Genomic DNA, 16,252 nt, shown 5'->3' with positions numbered 1-16,252 from the left:
CACGAGACCCTCGCCGACTTCGCCGCGGAGAACTAGCACGGCTGCTCAGGTCACTCGTTCGGGCGTTCCTCGATGATCTGGGCGCCGAACTCTTTGGCGAGCAGCTCTGTCTGGGTCTGCGGCGAGTCCGCCACCGCCGCGTCGGTCTCCGGGTCGACGTCCTCGTCCAGGTTGCGGGGCGGCTCGGGCTCGGCGTCGGTCGGCTTCGAGCTCCGCATCGCCTCCCGCGCCGCGCTGCTCCGCTGGGGTGTCGGCGCGGCGGGCTCGGCCGGGGCGGGCTCAGGCTCCGGCGCGGCAGGCCGAGGCTCGTCCCAGCCGCCCGTCGTCGGCGGCGTGGCGGGCGCGTCCTGCTGCGGCTCCGGGCTCGGCGGGCGTCGAGCCCCACCGCCACCACCCCCACCGCCACTGGGTCCGGCGGTCGAGTCGACGATCGGGTCGATCCGCCAGTCCACGCCGAGGATCTCGCGGACCGCCTCCTTCAGCACCTCGTCGCTCTTGCTCCGTACGAACGAGTCCCGCGCGCCCGGGTTGACCAGCGCGACCGTAAGCACACCGTTCAGCAGATCGGTGACCTGCGCGTTGTGGCTGATCAGGCTCCAGGCGAGCCGGCGCCGCTTGGCCACCGCGTCGAGGATCTCCGGCCACAACCTCCGTACATCCGCCAGCCCGAGGTCGCCCGGCGCGGCCGCCTGCACGGGAGTCGGAGTCGGAGCGGGAGGAGCCGGAGGGGGCGGCGGCGCTTCGGCCGCCGGTTCCTCGACGACCTCCGCGGCCTTGACCGTCTCGGCTGCCTTCGGCTCAGGCTCCGCCGCGGGCTTCACAGGTTCGGGCGCCGGCTCTGCCGGAGGAGGCGTCGCCACCCGCGCCTCCACCGCAGCCTCACGGGCCGCCGCTCGCGGGTTCGCCGGCGGCGCAGCCTCCTGCTCAGCAGGCCCCGCCGAGATCGACAGCCGCCGCTCGAGTCGGTCGATCCGCGCGTGCAGTCCCACGTCCGTCGTGTCCAGCCCGGGCAACAGCACCCGCGCGCACATCAGCTCCAGGTGCAGCCGCGGTGCCGTCGCCCCGCGCATCTCGGTGAGGCCCGCGTTGATGACCTCGGCAGCCCGGGTCAGATCGGCCGATCCGAACCGAGCCGCCTGAGCCCCGAACCGTTCGGCCTGGTCAGCCGGGCTGTCGAGCAACCCACGCGTCGCGGCGTCGGGTACGGCGGCGACGATCAGCAGGTCGCGCAGCCGGTGCAGTACGTCCTCGGCGAACCGCTTCGGGTCCTGCCCCGACTCGATCACCTTGTCGATCACGCCGTACACGGTCCCGGCGTCCTGCGCTGCGAACGCGTCGACGACCTCGTCGAGCAGCGAGTCCGGCGTGTACCCGAGCAGCGCGATCGCGTGCCCGTACGTCACGCCGTCGTCGCTGGACCCGCCGATCAGCTGGTCGAGCACGGACAGCGTGTCCCGCACCGACCCGCCGCCCGCGCGGACGACGAGCGGGAGGACGCCGTGGTCGATCGTGACCTTCTCGTGTTCGGCCAGCTCAGCGAGGTAGTCCTGGAGCGTCTTGGGCGGAACGAGGCGGAACGGGTAATGGTGCGTACGGGACCGGATCGTCCCGATCACCTTGTCCGGCTCGGTCGTCGCGAAGATGAACTTGAGATGCTCCGGCGGCTCCTCGACGAGCTTCAGCAGGGCGTTGAAGCCCTGCGTCGTGACCATGTGCGCCTCGTCGACGATGTAGATCTTGAAGCGACTCGAGACGGGCGAGAAGAACGCTCGTTCGCGCAGGTCACGGGCGTCGTCGACGCCACCGTGGCTGGCCGCGTCGATCTCGATCACGTCGATGTTGCCGGGTCCGCCGCGGGCGAGGTCGCGGCAGCTCTGGCACTCCCCGCACGGCTCCGGCGTCGGGCCCTTCTCGCAGTTCAGGCAGCGGGCCAGGATGCGCGCACTGGTCGTCTTGCCACAGCCGCGTGGGCCGGAGAAGAGGTAGGCGTGGTTGACCCGGTTGTTGCGGAGGGCATGCCCCAGCGGACCGGTGACGTGGTCTTGGCCGATCACCTCGGCGAAGGTCTCCGGCCGGTAGCGGCGATAGAGAGCGAGCGGGGCTTCCACGGGTCGAACCCTAACCCCGAACACCGACGAGTACGCGGCCCGTGTGGGTTGTCCACAGCTCGATACCACTTCCGCGCCGATTGGCCGTGCCCGACGTAGGGTTTCGACCACTAACGTCTCGGCGAATGAGCGTGCGTCGGGCGATCGCGGGAGCGGTGCTCGTCGACCTCGCGGTCAGCGCGCTGTTCGTCTGGGATGTCTTCACACCGTGGCTGGCTCGGGAGATCGGCACCTCCCGGGCAGCGCTCGCCACGGTGTTCGCGGTCGGCGTAGGGCTGTACACCGTGGGCGTGCTCGCCGGCGGCTGGGCGGCCGACCGTTGGTCGTCGCGGGCGCTCGTGCGCGTCGGCGCGGCCGGTGTGCTGGTCGGGTTGGCGTGGTGCGGGTTCGCCGGCTCGTTGTGGGCGCTGGTCGTCGCGTTCTCGCTCGTGCTGGGCGTGACGACGGGCATGGGGTACGCGGTCGCGGTGCGGGTCGCTGTGACGGCGTCGCGTCGGCGTGGGCTCGCGCTGACGGTCGTGGTGAGCGCGTACGCCGCGGCCACCGTGGTGCTGGCGCCGCTCGTTCAGGCTGCCCTGGAGTCGTACGGGCGGCGGTGGACGTTCGTCGCGCTCGGCGTGCTGCTCGCGGTCGCGATGGCGGTGGCGAGCTTCCTCGTACCGGGGACGCCGCCCGCGCCGCCGTCGTCGGGTCGTCCCGCCCTGCCCTGGCGCGTGGTCGCCCGGTGGTGGCTGGTGTTCTGCCTGGCGTCGGCGCCAGGGCTGGTGGGGTTCGCGCACGCGGGTCCGTTGATCGGCTCGCCAGCGCTGGCCGGACTGGCGGTGGCGCTGCTGTCGTTCGGCAACCTGTTCGGCCGCGTGGTCGGCGGCCCGTTGCTGGACCGGATCGGCGCGCCCACGACGCTGCGCCTGTCCTGCGTCCTGCTGGCGGTGTGCTCGGTCGCGCTGCCGCTCAGCAGTGGCGGTTGGCTGACGTACGTCGCACTGTTCGGGCTCGGAACCCAGTACGGCTCGCTGGCGGCGATCGTCCCAGCCGGCGTCGCGGACCGGGTGCCGGCGGCCTCGTTCGGCTTCGCGTACGGCCTGGTCTTCACCGGCTGGGGCTTCGGCGGCCTGGTCGCGCCGATCGCGGCAGCGTGGCTCGGCCTGGTCCCCACGTTCCTCGCCTGCATCGCCCTCGCCGTGGCGATCTGGCTGCTGGCGGGCATGAAAGGCCCCCCGCGCACCCGGTAGAGCTCGCTTACCCTTGCTGCCTTCCGGCCCTGGGGGAGTTGGGCAAGATCCCGCCGCGCGGGGGACCGGGCGCCAGTGTACGTGAATCCCCTGGCACCCGCCCCAACCCGGTCCCGTACACTCTTCCAGCCGAGGAGGATTCGCCTAGTTGGCCTATGGCGCACGCTTGGAAAGCGTGTTGGGGGCAACCCCTCGGGGGTTCGAATCCCCCATCCTCCGCCCAAGCCCGCAAGGGAAAGCGCCGGGCCGGCCCACACCAGGGACCGGCCCGTTTCGCTGCCTAGTCTCAGTTCTAGTCTCATTTGGGATCGGCGCCGGCCTCGTCCGACTCGTCCACGGTGTCCCAGAGAAGCCCGCCGACGCTCTTCGCCACAGTCGCCCGGATCGAGTCAGTGACGTGCTGGTACCGCTCGGCCATCTTCGAGCTGGACCACCCCATGATCGCCATGACGGTCCGAGGCGGAACCCCGAGCACGAGCAGCACCGTCGCGGCCGTGTGCCGAGCATCGTGCAAGCGTGACTCCCGGACACCCGCCTTGGCCAGCAGTGCCTTCCACTGGTGATAGTCCGTGTTGGAGTTGAGTTGGCGGCCGGTCGGGTTCGCGAACAGCCATCCTTCCTCGTGCCAGAGCTGGCGAGCCTCGTCGCGCTCGGAGGCCTGCTCCATCCGGTGCTCGCGAAGAAGCTCGACCAGCTCGTCCGGCAGCCCGATCCGTCGTCGGCCAGCGCGTGACTTCGTGTCCGCCGTTGGCGGGTTGCTCCGGACCTTCTGAGGGCAGAACCCAGGCTTCCGCCCGCACGTTTCACCGCACCCATGGCGGTACTTCGGACGAGGTGAGCCGCGCCGTACACGCAGGACCGCCCGATCGAGGTCGACGTCCTCCCAACGAAGTCCGAGCACCTCACCCTGTCGTAGCCCGAGTGCGAGCGCTATCGCCCACCGGGCACTGTTCCGGCCCTCGGCGGCCACCTTGAGCACGCGCTTGACCTCGTTGACGTCGTACGGCTCGACCTCCAGCTCATCGAGCTTGGGCGGGACCGCACGAACGGCAGGGTTCACGGTCAGGTAGCCGCGCCGAACCGCCTGGTTGAACGCAACGCGAGCCGTTCTATGGACGTGGTGTGCTGTGCCGGGCGACTTGCCGGCGGTCTGCATCTTGGCGTACAGGCGCTCCAGGTGTTCGGGTTCGATCTTGTCCAGGCGGTGGGCACCGATGCCGGGCACGAGGTGCGTTCGGACGTCCACGGCGTAGCCCGAATGCGTGCTGTCCGTAACCGCCGGCGGTACCGCGATGTTGTCGACCCAGTGCTCAAGCCAACTCGCTACGGTCCACCGCTGGCCTACCTTGCGAACGCTGCCGCTGTCCCGATCCTTTTCGAGCTTCCGCACCTTTTGAACGATCTCGGGCCGAGTCTTGGCCATGATGTGACGACGGTCCGGCTTGCCGTCGTCCTTGACGCCTACGGTCACTCGGCCGTGCCAGTAGCCGTCTGACCCCTCATAGATGCTCGACTCGCCGTTCGACCTACGCGGCATCGGGCTCCACCTCGTCCGTCGAGCTGCGTTCGTCGGCCCCGGCGAGCAGCGCACCCACGTACTCAGCGAGGCATTCCACGGGGATACGCCGGAGCCGACCGATGCACACCGACCGAACCGCCCCGCTCGACACCAAGGACCACATGCGCGTTCGCCCGATCCCAAGGCGCTGCGCCGCTTCTTCAACCGTCAAAAGCAATTCCACGGGACCTTCCTCCATCACGTCACGCCGCCCGGCCGTTTGCTGAGTTGCTGAACGGTGGTCCTGCTCGTCGTTTGGCCTCCTCGTACTGGTCGCGCCATCGGTTGCTCTCAGCCACGGACTGGGCGATGACGTGGTGATAGGTCGGGATGTCGTCGAGGTCGACGGTCTGCCAGACGAACCGCGGGCTCCCGTCCGGCTGGGTCGCGGTTGCCGAACAGCGGTCGGCGTCTTGCAGGTCGATCCCGGCCGCCTCGAGGACCGTCCTGACGGCGCTGTAGCGGTCGGCCTTGTGCTCGGTGAGCGTCTTGCCGGTCCACTTGCGGGAGACGAGGACGCGACGGCCGCCGCAGCCGAGGTGTTCGCGATCGTGGGCCTTGCTGGGGCACTGTCCGGGAACCATGCCGGCGTCAGCGTCCTTGGGTTGGACTCCGTAGTGGAGCCAGTTCCAGCACTTCGGCGAACAGGGCAGGTGTCGTACCTCGCGGTGGAGTCGGTCGATGTGTGCCTCTCGCCGCGAGCTCGCGGCGTCCCCGTCGTCGATCGGGTCGACGATTGCTTTCGTGAGGTACTTAGTCAGGTATCCGATCCGGCGGTCCGCGTCGGACGTGCCGGCGATGAGGCCTTGTATGTCGCTCTGCTTGCCGAACCGCAGCACATGGGCCGGGCCGCCGTGCTCGACCTCCAACGAGTCGACGGCATCGCTCCACGCCGGCAGCGGCTGCCCGGTGTCCGGGTCGCAGTACGCCTCACCCGCGACGTCCCAGGCCGGCGGACTGCTCGTCGAGTAGAGGATGCGATCGTGAGCTGGCCACCACACGGTGGCATAGGTGGCCGCGATCACCTCTCGCAGAAGGGCGCGCGGGATGGCGCCACGAATCGCGGTGTGGACGTGCGGTGCGAGCCGCCGTTGCGGTTCGATCGCGGCGAAGTACTGGACCTCGTAACCGACCGCGCGGCGGAGGTTCTGGACGAGCCGGTCCCACAGTTTCGGGAAGTGCAGCGCGTCAAGCGCCGCTCGGCGGTAGTCGTAGGTCGAAGGATTCTTCGGGGTGCCGTCGTCATTCACGGGGCCGTAGGAAGGCATAGTGCACGTGAGGAACATCGACGGTCGCCAGGTCTTCCCGTCCGGTGCGGTGAAGGTGCGGCCCACTGTGCGAGCCTCGACGGGCAGCCGGGGAAGGTCTGGAACGTCATTGCGACGACGAGTCGAGCGCGTGCGCCTTGTCTCGGTTGGCTCTGGGGTCTCCTCCTCGTGGGCGAGGTGGGTCGGGGCGGAACAATCCACACACCCGTACGCACAGCTCGTCCCCGGCTCATGCACGGGCGGCTCAGAACGCGGCTTGTCCGCTGGCTCGGTGTCGAGGTGCCAGCCCTCGCGGCACTGCTGCATCCGTAGCCGACGGGCTCGTTCGGCGCACGGCTGGCACTTGCTGGCAAGGGTCGCCTGACACGGAATGGGGATCAGTTGGGTGTTGCCGGTCTGGGTGTCGATGACCTCACGAACGATCGGGCGAACGCACACACCGGCAGCAATCGCGCCGGCCTTCACCAGCTCCGCGGACAGGTTGGGCAGATCGCCCGCGCCGTTCGCGGAGCCGAGATTCTCGTCCGTGCTGTCGTTCGCATCGGTCATGAGTTCTCCCTTCTCTCGTTGGGGTAACCGGGATTGCAGTCTGGGCAAGCGCCGAGGTTCTCCAGGTGCCCGAAGCCGAGGCAGGTCGCGCAGCTCGGGCCGTCGTCATCGATCACCTGTCGGAGACCCTCCTCGGCTTGCGCCAGCTCGGCGCGGTGTCGGCGGATGACGGTGCGGAAGCCGTGGACGATCGCCGAGCCGATCATGCGTCGGGTGTCGGCGTGGGAGCCGGAGACGGCGTAGTCGATCCGGATCACGACGTCGGGGGCGGCTGAGGAGTGAGCGCGGCCAGCAACGGCGTAGGCGTCGGTCGTGGGGTCGTACAGCAGCTCCCACTCACCCGGCAGGGCTGCGAGGTCGACCCACACGGGTAGGGCGTGCTTCCAGGTGGCCATCAGGCGACCTCCTCCAGCTCGTCGTACAGGTCGGACACAGATCGCAGACCGGCGCGCGGGTCGCGGTGGTCGTAGCTCGCGCCCGGCTCGTAGAGGCTGCACATGGTGCGGATCTCGGTGTCGGACTGGTACGGGAACCGCAGCCGCACGGGCTCGGGTTGGGTCTCGACGACCACGAACCCGGTTCCGGGCATGTCGTCGGGGATCTCTTCGCAGCGGGCGCCGCGTTCATGTTTGCCGTTACCGAGCACGAGATCGACCTCTTCGGCCTCATTGAGTCGGAGCGCGATCCGGGTCGGGAACAGGCCCCGCATGGTGAGCACTTCCTTGCGGGCGTCCTGACCGGCGCCGATGATCACCACGCCCACCGCTCGGCCCTGCGACAGCAACACGTTGAGCGCCGACTCGATTCGCTTCTTCGCCTCTCGGTCGACGACGTATGCGGTCAACGACGCGATCTCGTCGATCATGAGCACGATCAAGGGGTCGCCCGGCGCGGGCTTGTGCGTACGGAAGATCCCGCGCAGACGTCGCTGCCTGTCCCGCATCTCACGGACAGCGTCTTCGAGGAACTCCGCATAGGTCAGTTCGTAGGCCCGCTTGCGGTCAACATCCTCGCCTTCGTCGTTCTCCGGAGCGTCGTCGCCGTAGCAGTAGCGGGCGAACAGCGCTTGTCCGGCGGCGAACTCCATGCCGCCCTTCGGGTCGATCACCCACAGCTCGACCAGCCGGGTTCGGATCGCATGCCCCAGCGCACGGACGATCGTCCACAGCACCGAGCCCTTGCCTGCACCGGTTGCACCGACGATCAGTACGTGGGTCGCGAGGAGTCGCAGCGTCCACACGAGGCCGTCCTCGCGCAGCGCCACCGCCAGGCCACCGAGGTTCGGACGGGCCGCGACGTCGAGCATCGGGACCACAGCCGCGAGCGGATCCCGAGTGAGGAACCACAGCTCGACCACCCGCGACGGCGCCTGACGTTCGGTCCCTTCCCGACCGACGTCGTCCGGAACGTGTTCGGCCTCCGGCACCCCAGAGTCCAGCACGTGCAGGTCACGGCTGGCGGCCTTCTTCGCCTTCCGGATCGCGGGGTCGAACAACCCCGGCAAGCCGCGCCGCAACCCCGCCTTGACAGTCGCGAAAAGCCGGTGCTTCGGCACCGACCGCACCCGGCAGTCCAACGCCTCATACGTCTGGGCGAACCGGTGCGCGAACTGCGCATAGTCCGGCAAGATCTGGCCGGGCAACATCCGAACCCGCACCTTGTCCACCGAACCCGTTGACTGGACACGCAAGACGGGCGGGTAGATCTCCTGCCCGTCCTTGACCTGGTGCAGCCCGAGCTGCTTGCACACGACGTCCCATTCCGGCCGGTAGACCGCGACTCGTCGCCACCAGGACCGCAGCGGCCACCAGACCATCTGGCGGAACGACGACGGATGGAGCAGCCGCCAGGTGACCAGCGCTGCCGTGCCCGCCGCTACGACGCCCAGCACAGCCCACAGGCCGGACGCCTCGAACAGCCGGCGCAAAGCCAATCCGGAGACGAGCGCAACCCACAGCACCGGTTGCCGTGCCGCCCACCAGACACCACGGCCGACCTTCCAGACGAGGAACGCCAGAACGACGGTGACGAAGCCGACCTTCACCGTCTCTCCGCGAACCTGCGGTTCGAAGTTCGTTGGCATCATGACCGCCCCCGACTACGAGCCGGCTTGTTCGTTGGGCCGTTCGCGATCGCCTTACGCACCGCTCGCCTGGTCGCGGCCGCTCGCTTCCTAGGCTTGTCACACGCCGGACACAACGTGCCCGCTACCGACACTTCCAGCTCACTGCACCGGCCGCACCAGTACAGCCACGACTTCCACTCCTGACTCGGCCGGAGATGCTCGCCGCCCGACTGGTTCGACCACATGAACAGTCCGAGCTGACCCTGACAGCTACGGTTGGACATGCCACCTCGCCTTCCACATCGGAGGATCTGGGGTTGGAAGACGCGGGGACGGCAGGTTCCCTCGCCAAAGGTCCAGTGCCGTCCCCGCGTCGCTTCAGTGCGCAGCAGCGATCACCCAGCGTTTCGTCGGAGCAGGTGGAGCCGCGCAAAGCTCGTCAGTGAACATCGCCAGATGGCAGCCCCAGCAGTACGCGACGTCCGGGGTCGTGTCCTGTGCGGATTGCACGCGCCAGCCGCAGATCGCGCGATGGATCGCGACCGGCACGACCGTGTAGCCGCCGATCCGCGTACAGCCGAGGCCTGGAGCCGGCCAACGCGCCGTACCCTCGCTCAGTCGGTCCGCGTAGGCGTGCAGCTCCGCCACTGTGTCCCACGCCTGTTCTGTCATCGGACAACCTCCTGGGCGCTAGTGACCGCACGTTCTGCAGGCAGCTCGCCGACCTGCAGCAGGGTCCGGACAAGCTCCACGTCCTCAGGCCCGTAGGCACTCCGAACGCCCGAGATCGACAACCCCGACGCGTCGGCTAGATCAGCCAGCCGATACGGCCGCGGGGACGACACCTCACGCGCCCACGCGAGCAGAACTCGGATGGCCTCGTCCGCGCCATCGCGGACCGCCCGCGCCTCTCGGAGGGCGTCAAGCACCGGATCCGATCGTGGAGCCTGCCCGGTGCTCATGCCGCGTTCTCCTTCGCGGCCGGTCCGGGCTTGGTGGGCTTGGCATCGATGCCAGGCGCCTTCATCCCAGTCGCACGGAAGGACCACGCCAGCCGGCCCTTGCCGTTACCCATCGGCGAGTCCGCGACGTACGGCGACGCCGACAACCCGACGAACTCCACCGGTCGCATGAACGAGAACGCCGACGGCATACCGGTTGGCATGTCCGGCAAGAGCGGCTTGTAAGCCGCCACGATCCGCACCGAGAGCGAACGCGTGGTCTTCGTGGCGTCGTCATCGGCGTCGATCACGTCGAGCGTCCAGATTGGTTCGCCGCTGTCCTCGTCGACCGCCTGGACGATCTTGTCCCGCGACGACTTGTCGAAGTCGCGCAACGGCTCGACATCACCCACGGCGAAAGCGCCCTTCGGGAACGCCTCACCGAACGGGATCGGAATTCTGCGGGGCATTGCCATGATCCGTACCTCCTTGTTCGGGAGGTTCAACTATACATACATAGCACAGCTATGCACTCATAGTTTGTCCAGATGTTGAGACCAGACCTACGCCTGAGTACGCTCGTCCTGCCATACACGGCTCAGCTATGCATTGGAGGTCGGCAGTGGCCGACTACGGGACGCCCGCATACCAGCAGGTCGCCGAAGACCTTCGGGCGCAGATCCGGCGAGGAGAGCTTGCGGTCGGTGATCCGATCCCCTCCACTGCGCGCCTATGCGAGCACTACAACGTCTCGGCCACCGTCGCACGCGGCGCAGTCGCGATCCTCCGCCAGGAGGGCATCGTTCGGGGCCAGCCAGGCAAGGCGGTATTCGTCGTTGCGACGCCAGATGAGGCCGAGCGACGCTCCGTCCAGATCGAAGACCTCGCGGAGCAGATCGAACAGCTCAGAGCCGGACTCAAGGACCTCTCGTCGATCGTGAAGGACCAGCAGGGCGGGGCGACCGTGGCGGAGCTTCGCGCTGAGGTCGCCGAGCTGCGACGCCTGATTGCGGTTCTTCAGACCCAGCTCATGGACCTGTACGGCCGCACTGGCGAGCAGTTCCCGCACGACGCCAAGCCGGCACCGTCTGTCGCTACCGGGACGGAGCGGCGGCGCCGATGAGCGAGTCGCCTCGTCTTGTCGAGTTGCGCAACCGGCACGGGTACAAGCCCGATCTCGGGTCGATTGCGCGGGGCCAGGTCGCAAGCGCACGTGAGCGGCTCGGCTTGACGCATGCGGAATTCGCCGAGCTGCTCACGCCTCTGCTGGGTTGGGAGCCGTCGGCGCATGCCGTCGAGTCGTGGGAAACGGGCACCACGCCGCCTGGTGACGTCCTGGTCGCGGCGAGCTTGGCCACCCACACGAGTGCGCCTGGTGAGCGTACGGACGCCATGGACATTGTGAGCCAGCTCATGGGCGACCGGTTCGCCGACTTGTCCGCCATCTACATGACGCGCTCGGACTTCGCGTCCGAGGTGTCGCTGACCGAGCTACTCGACAACGCGGACACGATCGACGCCGTGGGTATCTCGCTTAACCTCCTGTGCCAGCAGTACCCGGACCGCAACCTACGGGCAGTCCTCGAACGCGGCGCGACGCTGCGGTGCCTTTTCCTCGACCCTGCGAGCGAGGCGGTCAAGACCTACGAGGACGAGGAAGGCTACATCCCTGGGCAGATCTCCGCCCTTACTGAGCTGAACATCCAAGCCATCGTCAAGCGGGTGCGTGACCGCATGCCCATCGAGGCGCAAGCTCGGCTCCAGGTCGCCACCTACAACGAGACGAGCCGGTTCAACCTGCTCATCGTCGATCACCAAGTCTGCGTCATGCAGCCGTACTTTCCGCACACACGCGGGATCGACTCACCCACGTTCATGATCAATCGACAGACGCTCCCAGGCGGTCTGTTTCCCATCTTCGAGCAGGTCTTTGAGACCCTCTGGGAACGAGGTACTCGGCTATGACGATCGCGACCGCGGAGCTGCTCCCGATCGCCATGCGCGCCATCGACATCGCCCGCCGAACCCTTCGCGAGCAGGCGCCGAATGCCCTTACGCAGAAGGGAGATCGGGACTTCGCTTCCAACCTGGACTACGCGATCGAGCGCGAGATGCGCGACTTCCTGCAAGCGGAAACGCCGAAGATCGGCTTCCTCGGCGAGGAAGAAGGGGCGGCCAACCTCGACCCGGACCGCCCCTACTGGGCACTGGATCCCGTCGACGGCACCGCCAACCTCGTCCACGGTCTGCCACTCTGCGGCTCGTCGCTCGGCCTCATCCACCACAAGCAACCGATCCTCGGCGTTGTCGACTTGCCGTTCCTGAACGAGCGGTACTACGCCACCCAGCACGGTGGAGCCGAGCTCAACGGCCGACAGATCCACGGGAGCACGACCACCGAGCTACGTGGCGCCATAATCGCCATCGGCGACTACGCTGTAGGCGCACGAGCCGCCCAGAAGAACGCCCAGCGGCATGCCTTGACCCACCAGCTCGCCGACCGCGTAGAGCGCATCCGGATGTTTGGCTCGGCAGCAATCGACCTCGTGTGGGCAGCAGCCGGCAGGATCGACGGCACCGTCCTCCTCAGCAACAAGCCGTGGGACACCGCCGCCGGCGCCATCATCGCCCGCGAAGCCGGCCTCCAAGTCGTCGACCTCGACGGCAAGGACCACGACGCCAGCTCCCGAGCGACCATCTCCGCAACGCCCGCGATCCTCGACGACCTACTCGACGTCGTGTCCGCCGCTGCGGTCGATCTAGGCAAATGACTCCGGCCGGGATCTAGGAGGATTGCGAATGACGAAGCTCGTTGTTGGCGAAGAATTGCCTTCCTGGGCCAGTTTGAATAGCGGCGTATGGCCTGTCCTGCTTATCGGCAATGGGCTTAGCATCAACCTGTGGAGTAGGTTCAACTACAGCAGCCTGTACAGGGCCGCCACCCTTACATCCAGCGCAAAGAGCATATTCACGGGACTGAAAACGAGGAATTTCGAGGCCGTCCTGGAATCGATTCATCACTCACACCTCGTTCTTAAGGCGCTCGGGCGATCAACCAGACAGGTTGACAATATCTACGCGATGATTCGCGACGCCCTATTCGGCGCGGTTGGCAAAGTACATGTACCATGGGAAGAATTTCCCGACAGTACTCACAGAAAAATTGCCAAATGGCTCGACGGCCACTCCTGCGTCTTCACGACGAACTATGACCTCTGCCTCTACTGGTCCCAGGTGCGGAATCTGCCGCGCGTCAAACTCGTCGACTACCTCTGGGACGCCGGAAAGTTCAACCCGTCAGACGTGGACCTCCGCCCCAATCAAACGCCGATCCACTATCTACATGGAGCGATTCATCTTTGGCAGGATGACAATGGGGAGAACGGCAAGTGGATCAATGCCGATAGTGGGAGTCTCCTGCAGCTCGCAAGTCGATACTCCTCCGCTGCCGCTGCACGACGACCGTTGTTTGTCAGCGAGGGAACATCGCCCGCAAAGCTTCGGACTATAAAGCGTTCGTCATATCTCAGCTTCTGCCTTAGATCCCTTACCGAAGACGTGCGACCGATCCTTATCTTTGGCCATTCCCTCAGCGAGCAGGACCGCCACATCGTTGATGCGATCAAGGCGGGCCCGAAGCGGGATATTGCGTTCGCCATGTATCCGACCGGTGATCCTGAAGGAACCGTCCAGGAGAAGGCGAGGATCAAGAAGGCACTCAAGCCCCACACTGTGTATTTCTTCGACTCCACAACCCACCCCCTGGGGAAGTCCACCCTCCGCATTGGGTAGCGCGCGTATCGCATTGCTGAGTTGACCTCTATGAGATCAAGGCCGCGCCTACGGCGCGCCCCGCCCCGGCACTCGGCCTTGCGGGCGGGCCTGGGGGCCCGTCCTCGGCCGGGCCGGCACGCCCAAGCTGACTCGGCCTCTTATCCAGCCTGGTCGATCGCGTAGATCGCTGCTTCCGCAAGCGCCACGAACTCTCGCGCCTCTGTGTCGCTGACGTAGCCGGGTCCGTGTATCGCCAGGTTGCGCATGATGTTCAGCCCACGGACTGACGCGGCCGTCTTCTCGCTGATCAACCCACGTTGATACGCGAACTCTGCCCGAACAGCCATGCCACGCTTCGTGTCATACGTCATGCCTGCTCGCTCGAAACGGTTCGTCAAAGCCCGCTCGACATCGGCGGCTGCCTCCACGATGGCCACGAGTGGAGGGTTCTCGGTGACCGGTGGGAGCTGCTCGCTTGGCACGTCTGTCTCGGTGGACGGGCTCTTCGTAACGTCCAGCATCGAGGCTTCTTCTACAGCGTCCGCAACCGCAGACAGTTGTCGGTTCCACTGTGCCTCGAAGCCTCCCGGACCGAGCTTCAGGACAGACGGGGGGTCAGTCAGCCACGCGCGGGCCTGGCGCCGGAATATGAACACTACGACCACGATTCCGACTGGCCACGCCAGCGCAGCCAGTGCAGAGATCATTGCTGGGACGAACTCCAATACCGACATGCCCTCGATGCTCGCACGCCTACGACGACGGACACCTGGATCTCACCAAGACCCGTCCCGAGCACGTGACGGGGTGCCGCCCTCCTCGCACGCCAGTCTTCGGCCTCCACTCCACGCGTCAAGGGCGCCTTACGGCGTCACTTCGTGATCTTCGACCCTTGACCCGCTCCGTTCCGACCTACGAACCGGCTACATGCGAGGACGACGGCAGAAAGTGGTCGCCTCAGAACAAGGAGCTGGCCCGACCGGCGCTCGATCGGGCCACTCGTTACCTATGGATCAGGCCTTGTGCTTGGTCGGGTCCACCAGGACCCAGCTCTGCCCGGCCTTGTCGGTCGGAGGCAGGGGCTTGCCCTGCACGGCAGTGATCTCAGTAGATCCCACGTTCCCGCCCTTGGGGCCGACCGGCTTGTACTGTCCGGACGCGGGAGCAGGTGTCCCGGGCTTAACGGGCGCCTTGCTCGGCGCCTTGCTCGGTCCCTTACTCGGCGCCGGACGCGGCGTCGGCTTGGAAGCCAAGGTAATCACCTCCAGTCTGAACACAGAGCGTGACCGGAGGGAGAAACCTGCGAAACGCGGGTGCGCCCCGCCACAGTTTTGCTATGGTCCGAAACTGTTCGCCAGAACGAAGCATCGGACCCCGGTTTTGCCCGACCCCATGTCGGGCGACCGGGGTTCGTGCGTTCGTGAAAAATGGTAGCGGACGTAGTTACACCACTGTTGTTAGGCCTGGCAACTCGGGGTCCAGCCGGCCTTGCGCTCCGCTCCACCTTCCTCCGGCCGTAGTCTCAGTTCTAGTCTCATTCACCCGCGTTCGCCCAGGTCCGGAGCCTGGAGCGACCCTCCGACGCTACGCCTGGCGGACTGGACCAAACGTCAGCGAACGAAGGTCCCCAGACTTGGAAAGCGTGTTGGGGGCAACCCCTCGGGGGTTCGAATCCCCCATCCTCCGCCCAAGCCCGTAAGGGAAAGCGCCGGGCCGGCCCACACACCAGGGACCGGCCCGTTTCGCTGCCTACTGCAGGGCGTACCGGTGAAGCGTTACTCCTGGTGGAGCGAGGCGGTTGAGGTCGCCGACCGTGAGAACCTGGTGAGGGCTGAGCCATTCCTGACCTGGCTTGTGCAACACCCAGCCGCTTCCCAGGGTGACTGCCGCGTGGGTGTTGATGCCGTCGGCGTTGCGCCAGACGAGTACGGTGCCGGGCCGGTCGTCGCTGCCTCCCGCCGTGCAGTTGGTGGCCAGCCAGTCGTCGAACGGCTCATCGTCGGGGCACTGAACTCCTGCCGCAGCCATCACGGTGGCGAAGCAGTTTGCCCCGCTTCCTCGGGCGAAGGGGCTTCCTCTACTCCCGCTGGCGAAGGTCCCGCTGAGCGCTCGGGCACGCGGAAGGATGGATGAGGCGGAGCGCCAGATCTCCTCCGATACCGCCAGGCGCTGACAGGGCAGCTGCCACTCACTGAAAACGCGCTGGAAGACGGTCTCGAGCTGAGGCTCCACCAGGGGCGGCCACCAGACGAACCGATGCCCGTCGGCCTGCTCGCGCAGCACCTGTGCGTCAAGGAGGTCCGCCCAATCGGTGACGGAGGGCACGGCTCCTCGCCCGTGGCTGACCTGCGCCAGGACGAGCCGGGCACGAACCTCGGGCGGCAGAGCATGGAACGCGTCTTCGTCGAGCCACACGACGTCCAGATCCTTGGCGAGGTTCCACGTCTCGTACGTGTCGCGAAGTTCCGGCGAGAGGTCGTCCACGACACCACCCTCGGAAGCGAGCCCGAGTTCGGCCGCTTCGGCGGCGGTCAAGACGAACGGCTGGCAGGCCGGCGCCAGCCACCCGACCCATCGGCGCATCAGGGACGGCTCGACCTCGATCCCCAAGACCTCCACCCGCCGCACGGTACGAGACGGCCGACAGCGAGTGCCACGCAATTCCAGCAAGGTGACCGGCAAGTCGCTGCCTTGCGCTGGCGACTCGGCCGAGGTCGGGCCGAGGGCTGACCGGTCATGGACGGGGGAGGTCGCAGG

15 protein-coding genes, 1 tRNA gene, 1 other RNA gene and 1 pseudogene are annotated in these 16,252 nt (G+C 67.1%); 6 read left to right on the top strand and 12 right to left on the bottom strand.

The features are described from left to right. Window positions 1-50 precede the first annotated feature (50 nt). Window positions 51-2,108, bottom strand: a complete 2,058-nt coding sequence (locus JOD67_RS01275; protein WP_205114093.1) for a DNA polymerase III subunit gamma and tau — start codon at window positions 2,106-2,108, stop codon at window positions 51-53. Between the two features lie 125 nt (window positions 2,109-2,233). Here JOD67_RS01275 and JOD67_RS42325 point away from each other — a divergent pair. Next, window positions 2,234-3,247 (top strand): annotated as a pseudogene (locus tag JOD67_RS42325) (MFS transporter); the annotation flags it as partial. 66 nt (window positions 3,248-3,313) lie between these two features. Here JOD67_RS42325 and ffs read toward each other — a convergent pair. Next, an RNA gene (gene ffs, locus JOD67_RS01265) (signal recognition particle sRNA small type) lies at window positions 3,314-3,410 on the bottom strand. A 63-nt stretch (window positions 3,411-3,473) separates the two neighbouring features. On the opposite strand from ffs, the gene JOD67_RS01260 reads away from it, so the two are divergent. Then, window positions 3,474-3,559 (top strand) — tRNA-Ser (locus tag JOD67_RS01260). 79 nt (window positions 3,560-3,638) lie between these two features. On the opposite strand, the gene JOD67_RS01255 is transcribed toward JOD67_RS01260, so the two are convergent. The 7 genes from JOD67_RS01255 to JOD67_RS01225 all read right to left on the bottom strand — a co-directional run bounded on the left by JOD67_RS01255 (window position 3,639) and on the right by JOD67_RS01225 (window position 10,191). After that, complete coding sequence (locus tag JOD67_RS01255; RefSeq protein WP_205114091.1) at window positions 3,639-4,877, bottom strand: tyrosine-type recombinase/integrase; 1,239 nt, start codon at window positions 4,875-4,877, stop codon at window positions 3,639-3,641. Then, a complete protein-coding gene (locus tag JOD67_RS01250) occupies window positions 4,867-5,097 on the bottom strand; it encodes a helix-turn-helix domain-containing protein (RefSeq protein ID WP_205114089.1) in 231 nt (76 codons plus the stop codon). The genes JOD67_RS01255 and JOD67_RS01250 overlap by 11 nt, the downstream gene beginning before the upstream one ends. A gap of 4 nt (window positions 5,098-5,101) precedes the next feature. After that, on the bottom strand, window positions 5,102-6,715 hold the full coding sequence (locus JOD67_RS01245; protein WP_205114087.1) for a replication initiator: 1,614 nt from the start codon (window positions 6,713-6,715) through the stop codon (window positions 5,102-5,104). Then, on the bottom strand, window positions 6,712-7,110 hold the full coding sequence (locus tag JOD67_RS01240) for a hypothetical protein (protein ID WP_205114085.1): 399 nt from the start codon (window positions 7,108-7,110) through the stop codon (window positions 6,712-6,714). Before JOD67_RS01240 ends, JOD67_RS01245 begins: the two co-directional genes overlap by 4 nt. Next, complete coding sequence (locus JOD67_RS01235; protein WP_205114083.1) at window positions 7,110-8,798, bottom strand: FtsK/SpoIIIE domain-containing protein; 1,689 nt, start codon at window positions 8,796-8,798, stop codon at window positions 7,110-7,112. Before JOD67_RS01235 ends, JOD67_RS01240 begins: the two co-directional genes overlap by 1 nt. 360 nt (window positions 8,799-9,158) lie before the next feature. Beyond that, entirely contained in the window at window positions 9,159-9,452 is a 294-nt protein-coding gene (locus JOD67_RS01230; RefSeq protein ID WP_205114081.1) for a hypothetical protein, read from the bottom strand. 286 nt (window positions 9,453-9,738) lie between these two features. Then, complete coding sequence (locus JOD67_RS01225) at window positions 9,739-10,191, bottom strand: plasmid replication, integration and excision activator (protein WP_205114079.1); 453 nt, start codon at window positions 10,189-10,191, stop codon at window positions 9,739-9,741. Window positions 10,192-10,343: 152 nt separating this feature from the next. Between JOD67_RS01225 and JOD67_RS01220 the strand changes: the two genes are divergently transcribed. From JOD67_RS01220 to JOD67_RS01205, 4 genes are read left to right on the top strand one after another with little or no spacing between them, the layout of a single operon-like run. Then, complete coding sequence (locus tag JOD67_RS01220) at window positions 10,344-10,844, top strand: winged helix-turn-helix domain-containing protein (protein WP_205114077.1); 501 nt, start codon at window positions 10,344-10,346, stop codon at window positions 10,842-10,844. Further along, a complete protein-coding gene (locus JOD67_RS01215) occupies window positions 10,841-11,686 on the top strand; it encodes a DUF5919 domain-containing protein (protein WP_205114075.1) in 846 nt (281 codons plus the stop codon). The genes JOD67_RS01220 and JOD67_RS01215 overlap by 4 nt, the downstream gene beginning before the upstream one ends. After that, entirely contained in the window at window positions 11,683-12,492 is an 810-nt protein-coding gene (locus JOD67_RS01210; RefSeq protein ID WP_205114073.1) for an inositol monophosphatase family protein, read from the top strand. The genes JOD67_RS01215 and JOD67_RS01210 overlap by 4 nt, the downstream gene beginning before the upstream one ends. A 28-nt stretch (window positions 12,493-12,520) precedes the next feature. Further along, a complete protein-coding gene (locus JOD67_RS01205) occupies window positions 12,521-13,513 on the top strand; it encodes a DUF4917 family protein (RefSeq protein WP_205114071.1) in 993 nt (330 codons plus the stop codon). 140 nt (window positions 13,514-13,653) lie between these two features. Here JOD67_RS01205 and JOD67_RS01200 read toward each other — a convergent pair whose 3' ends face one another. From JOD67_RS01200 to JOD67_RS01190, 3 genes are all read right to left on the bottom strand, one after another. Further along, on the bottom strand, window positions 13,654-14,229 hold the full coding sequence (locus tag JOD67_RS01200; RefSeq protein WP_205114069.1) for a hypothetical protein: 576 nt from the start codon (window positions 14,227-14,229) through the stop codon (window positions 13,654-13,656). 279 nt (window positions 14,230-14,508) lie between these two features. Beyond that, window positions 14,509-14,748 (bottom strand): YjzC family protein, encoded by a 240-nt coding sequence (locus JOD67_RS01195; protein ID WP_205114067.1) that lies wholly within the window; start codon window positions 14,746-14,748, stop codon window positions 14,509-14,511. A gap of 496 nt (window positions 14,749-15,244) precedes the next feature. Continuing rightward, complete coding sequence (locus JOD67_RS01190) at window positions 15,245-16,177, bottom strand: hypothetical protein (RefSeq protein ID WP_239553681.1); 933 nt, start codon at window positions 16,175-16,177, stop codon at window positions 15,245-15,247. Window positions 16,178-16,252: the final 75 nt, after the last annotated feature.

The sequence above is a fragment of the Tenggerimyces flavus genome, assembly GCF_016907715.1.
GTDB classification, from domain to species: Bacteria; Actinomycetota; Actinomycetes; order Propionibacteriales; family Actinopolymorphaceae; genus Tenggerimyces; species Tenggerimyces flavus.
Note: the sequence above shows the minus strand (reverse complement) of the source record. Positions and strands in the feature narration are given on the sequence as shown.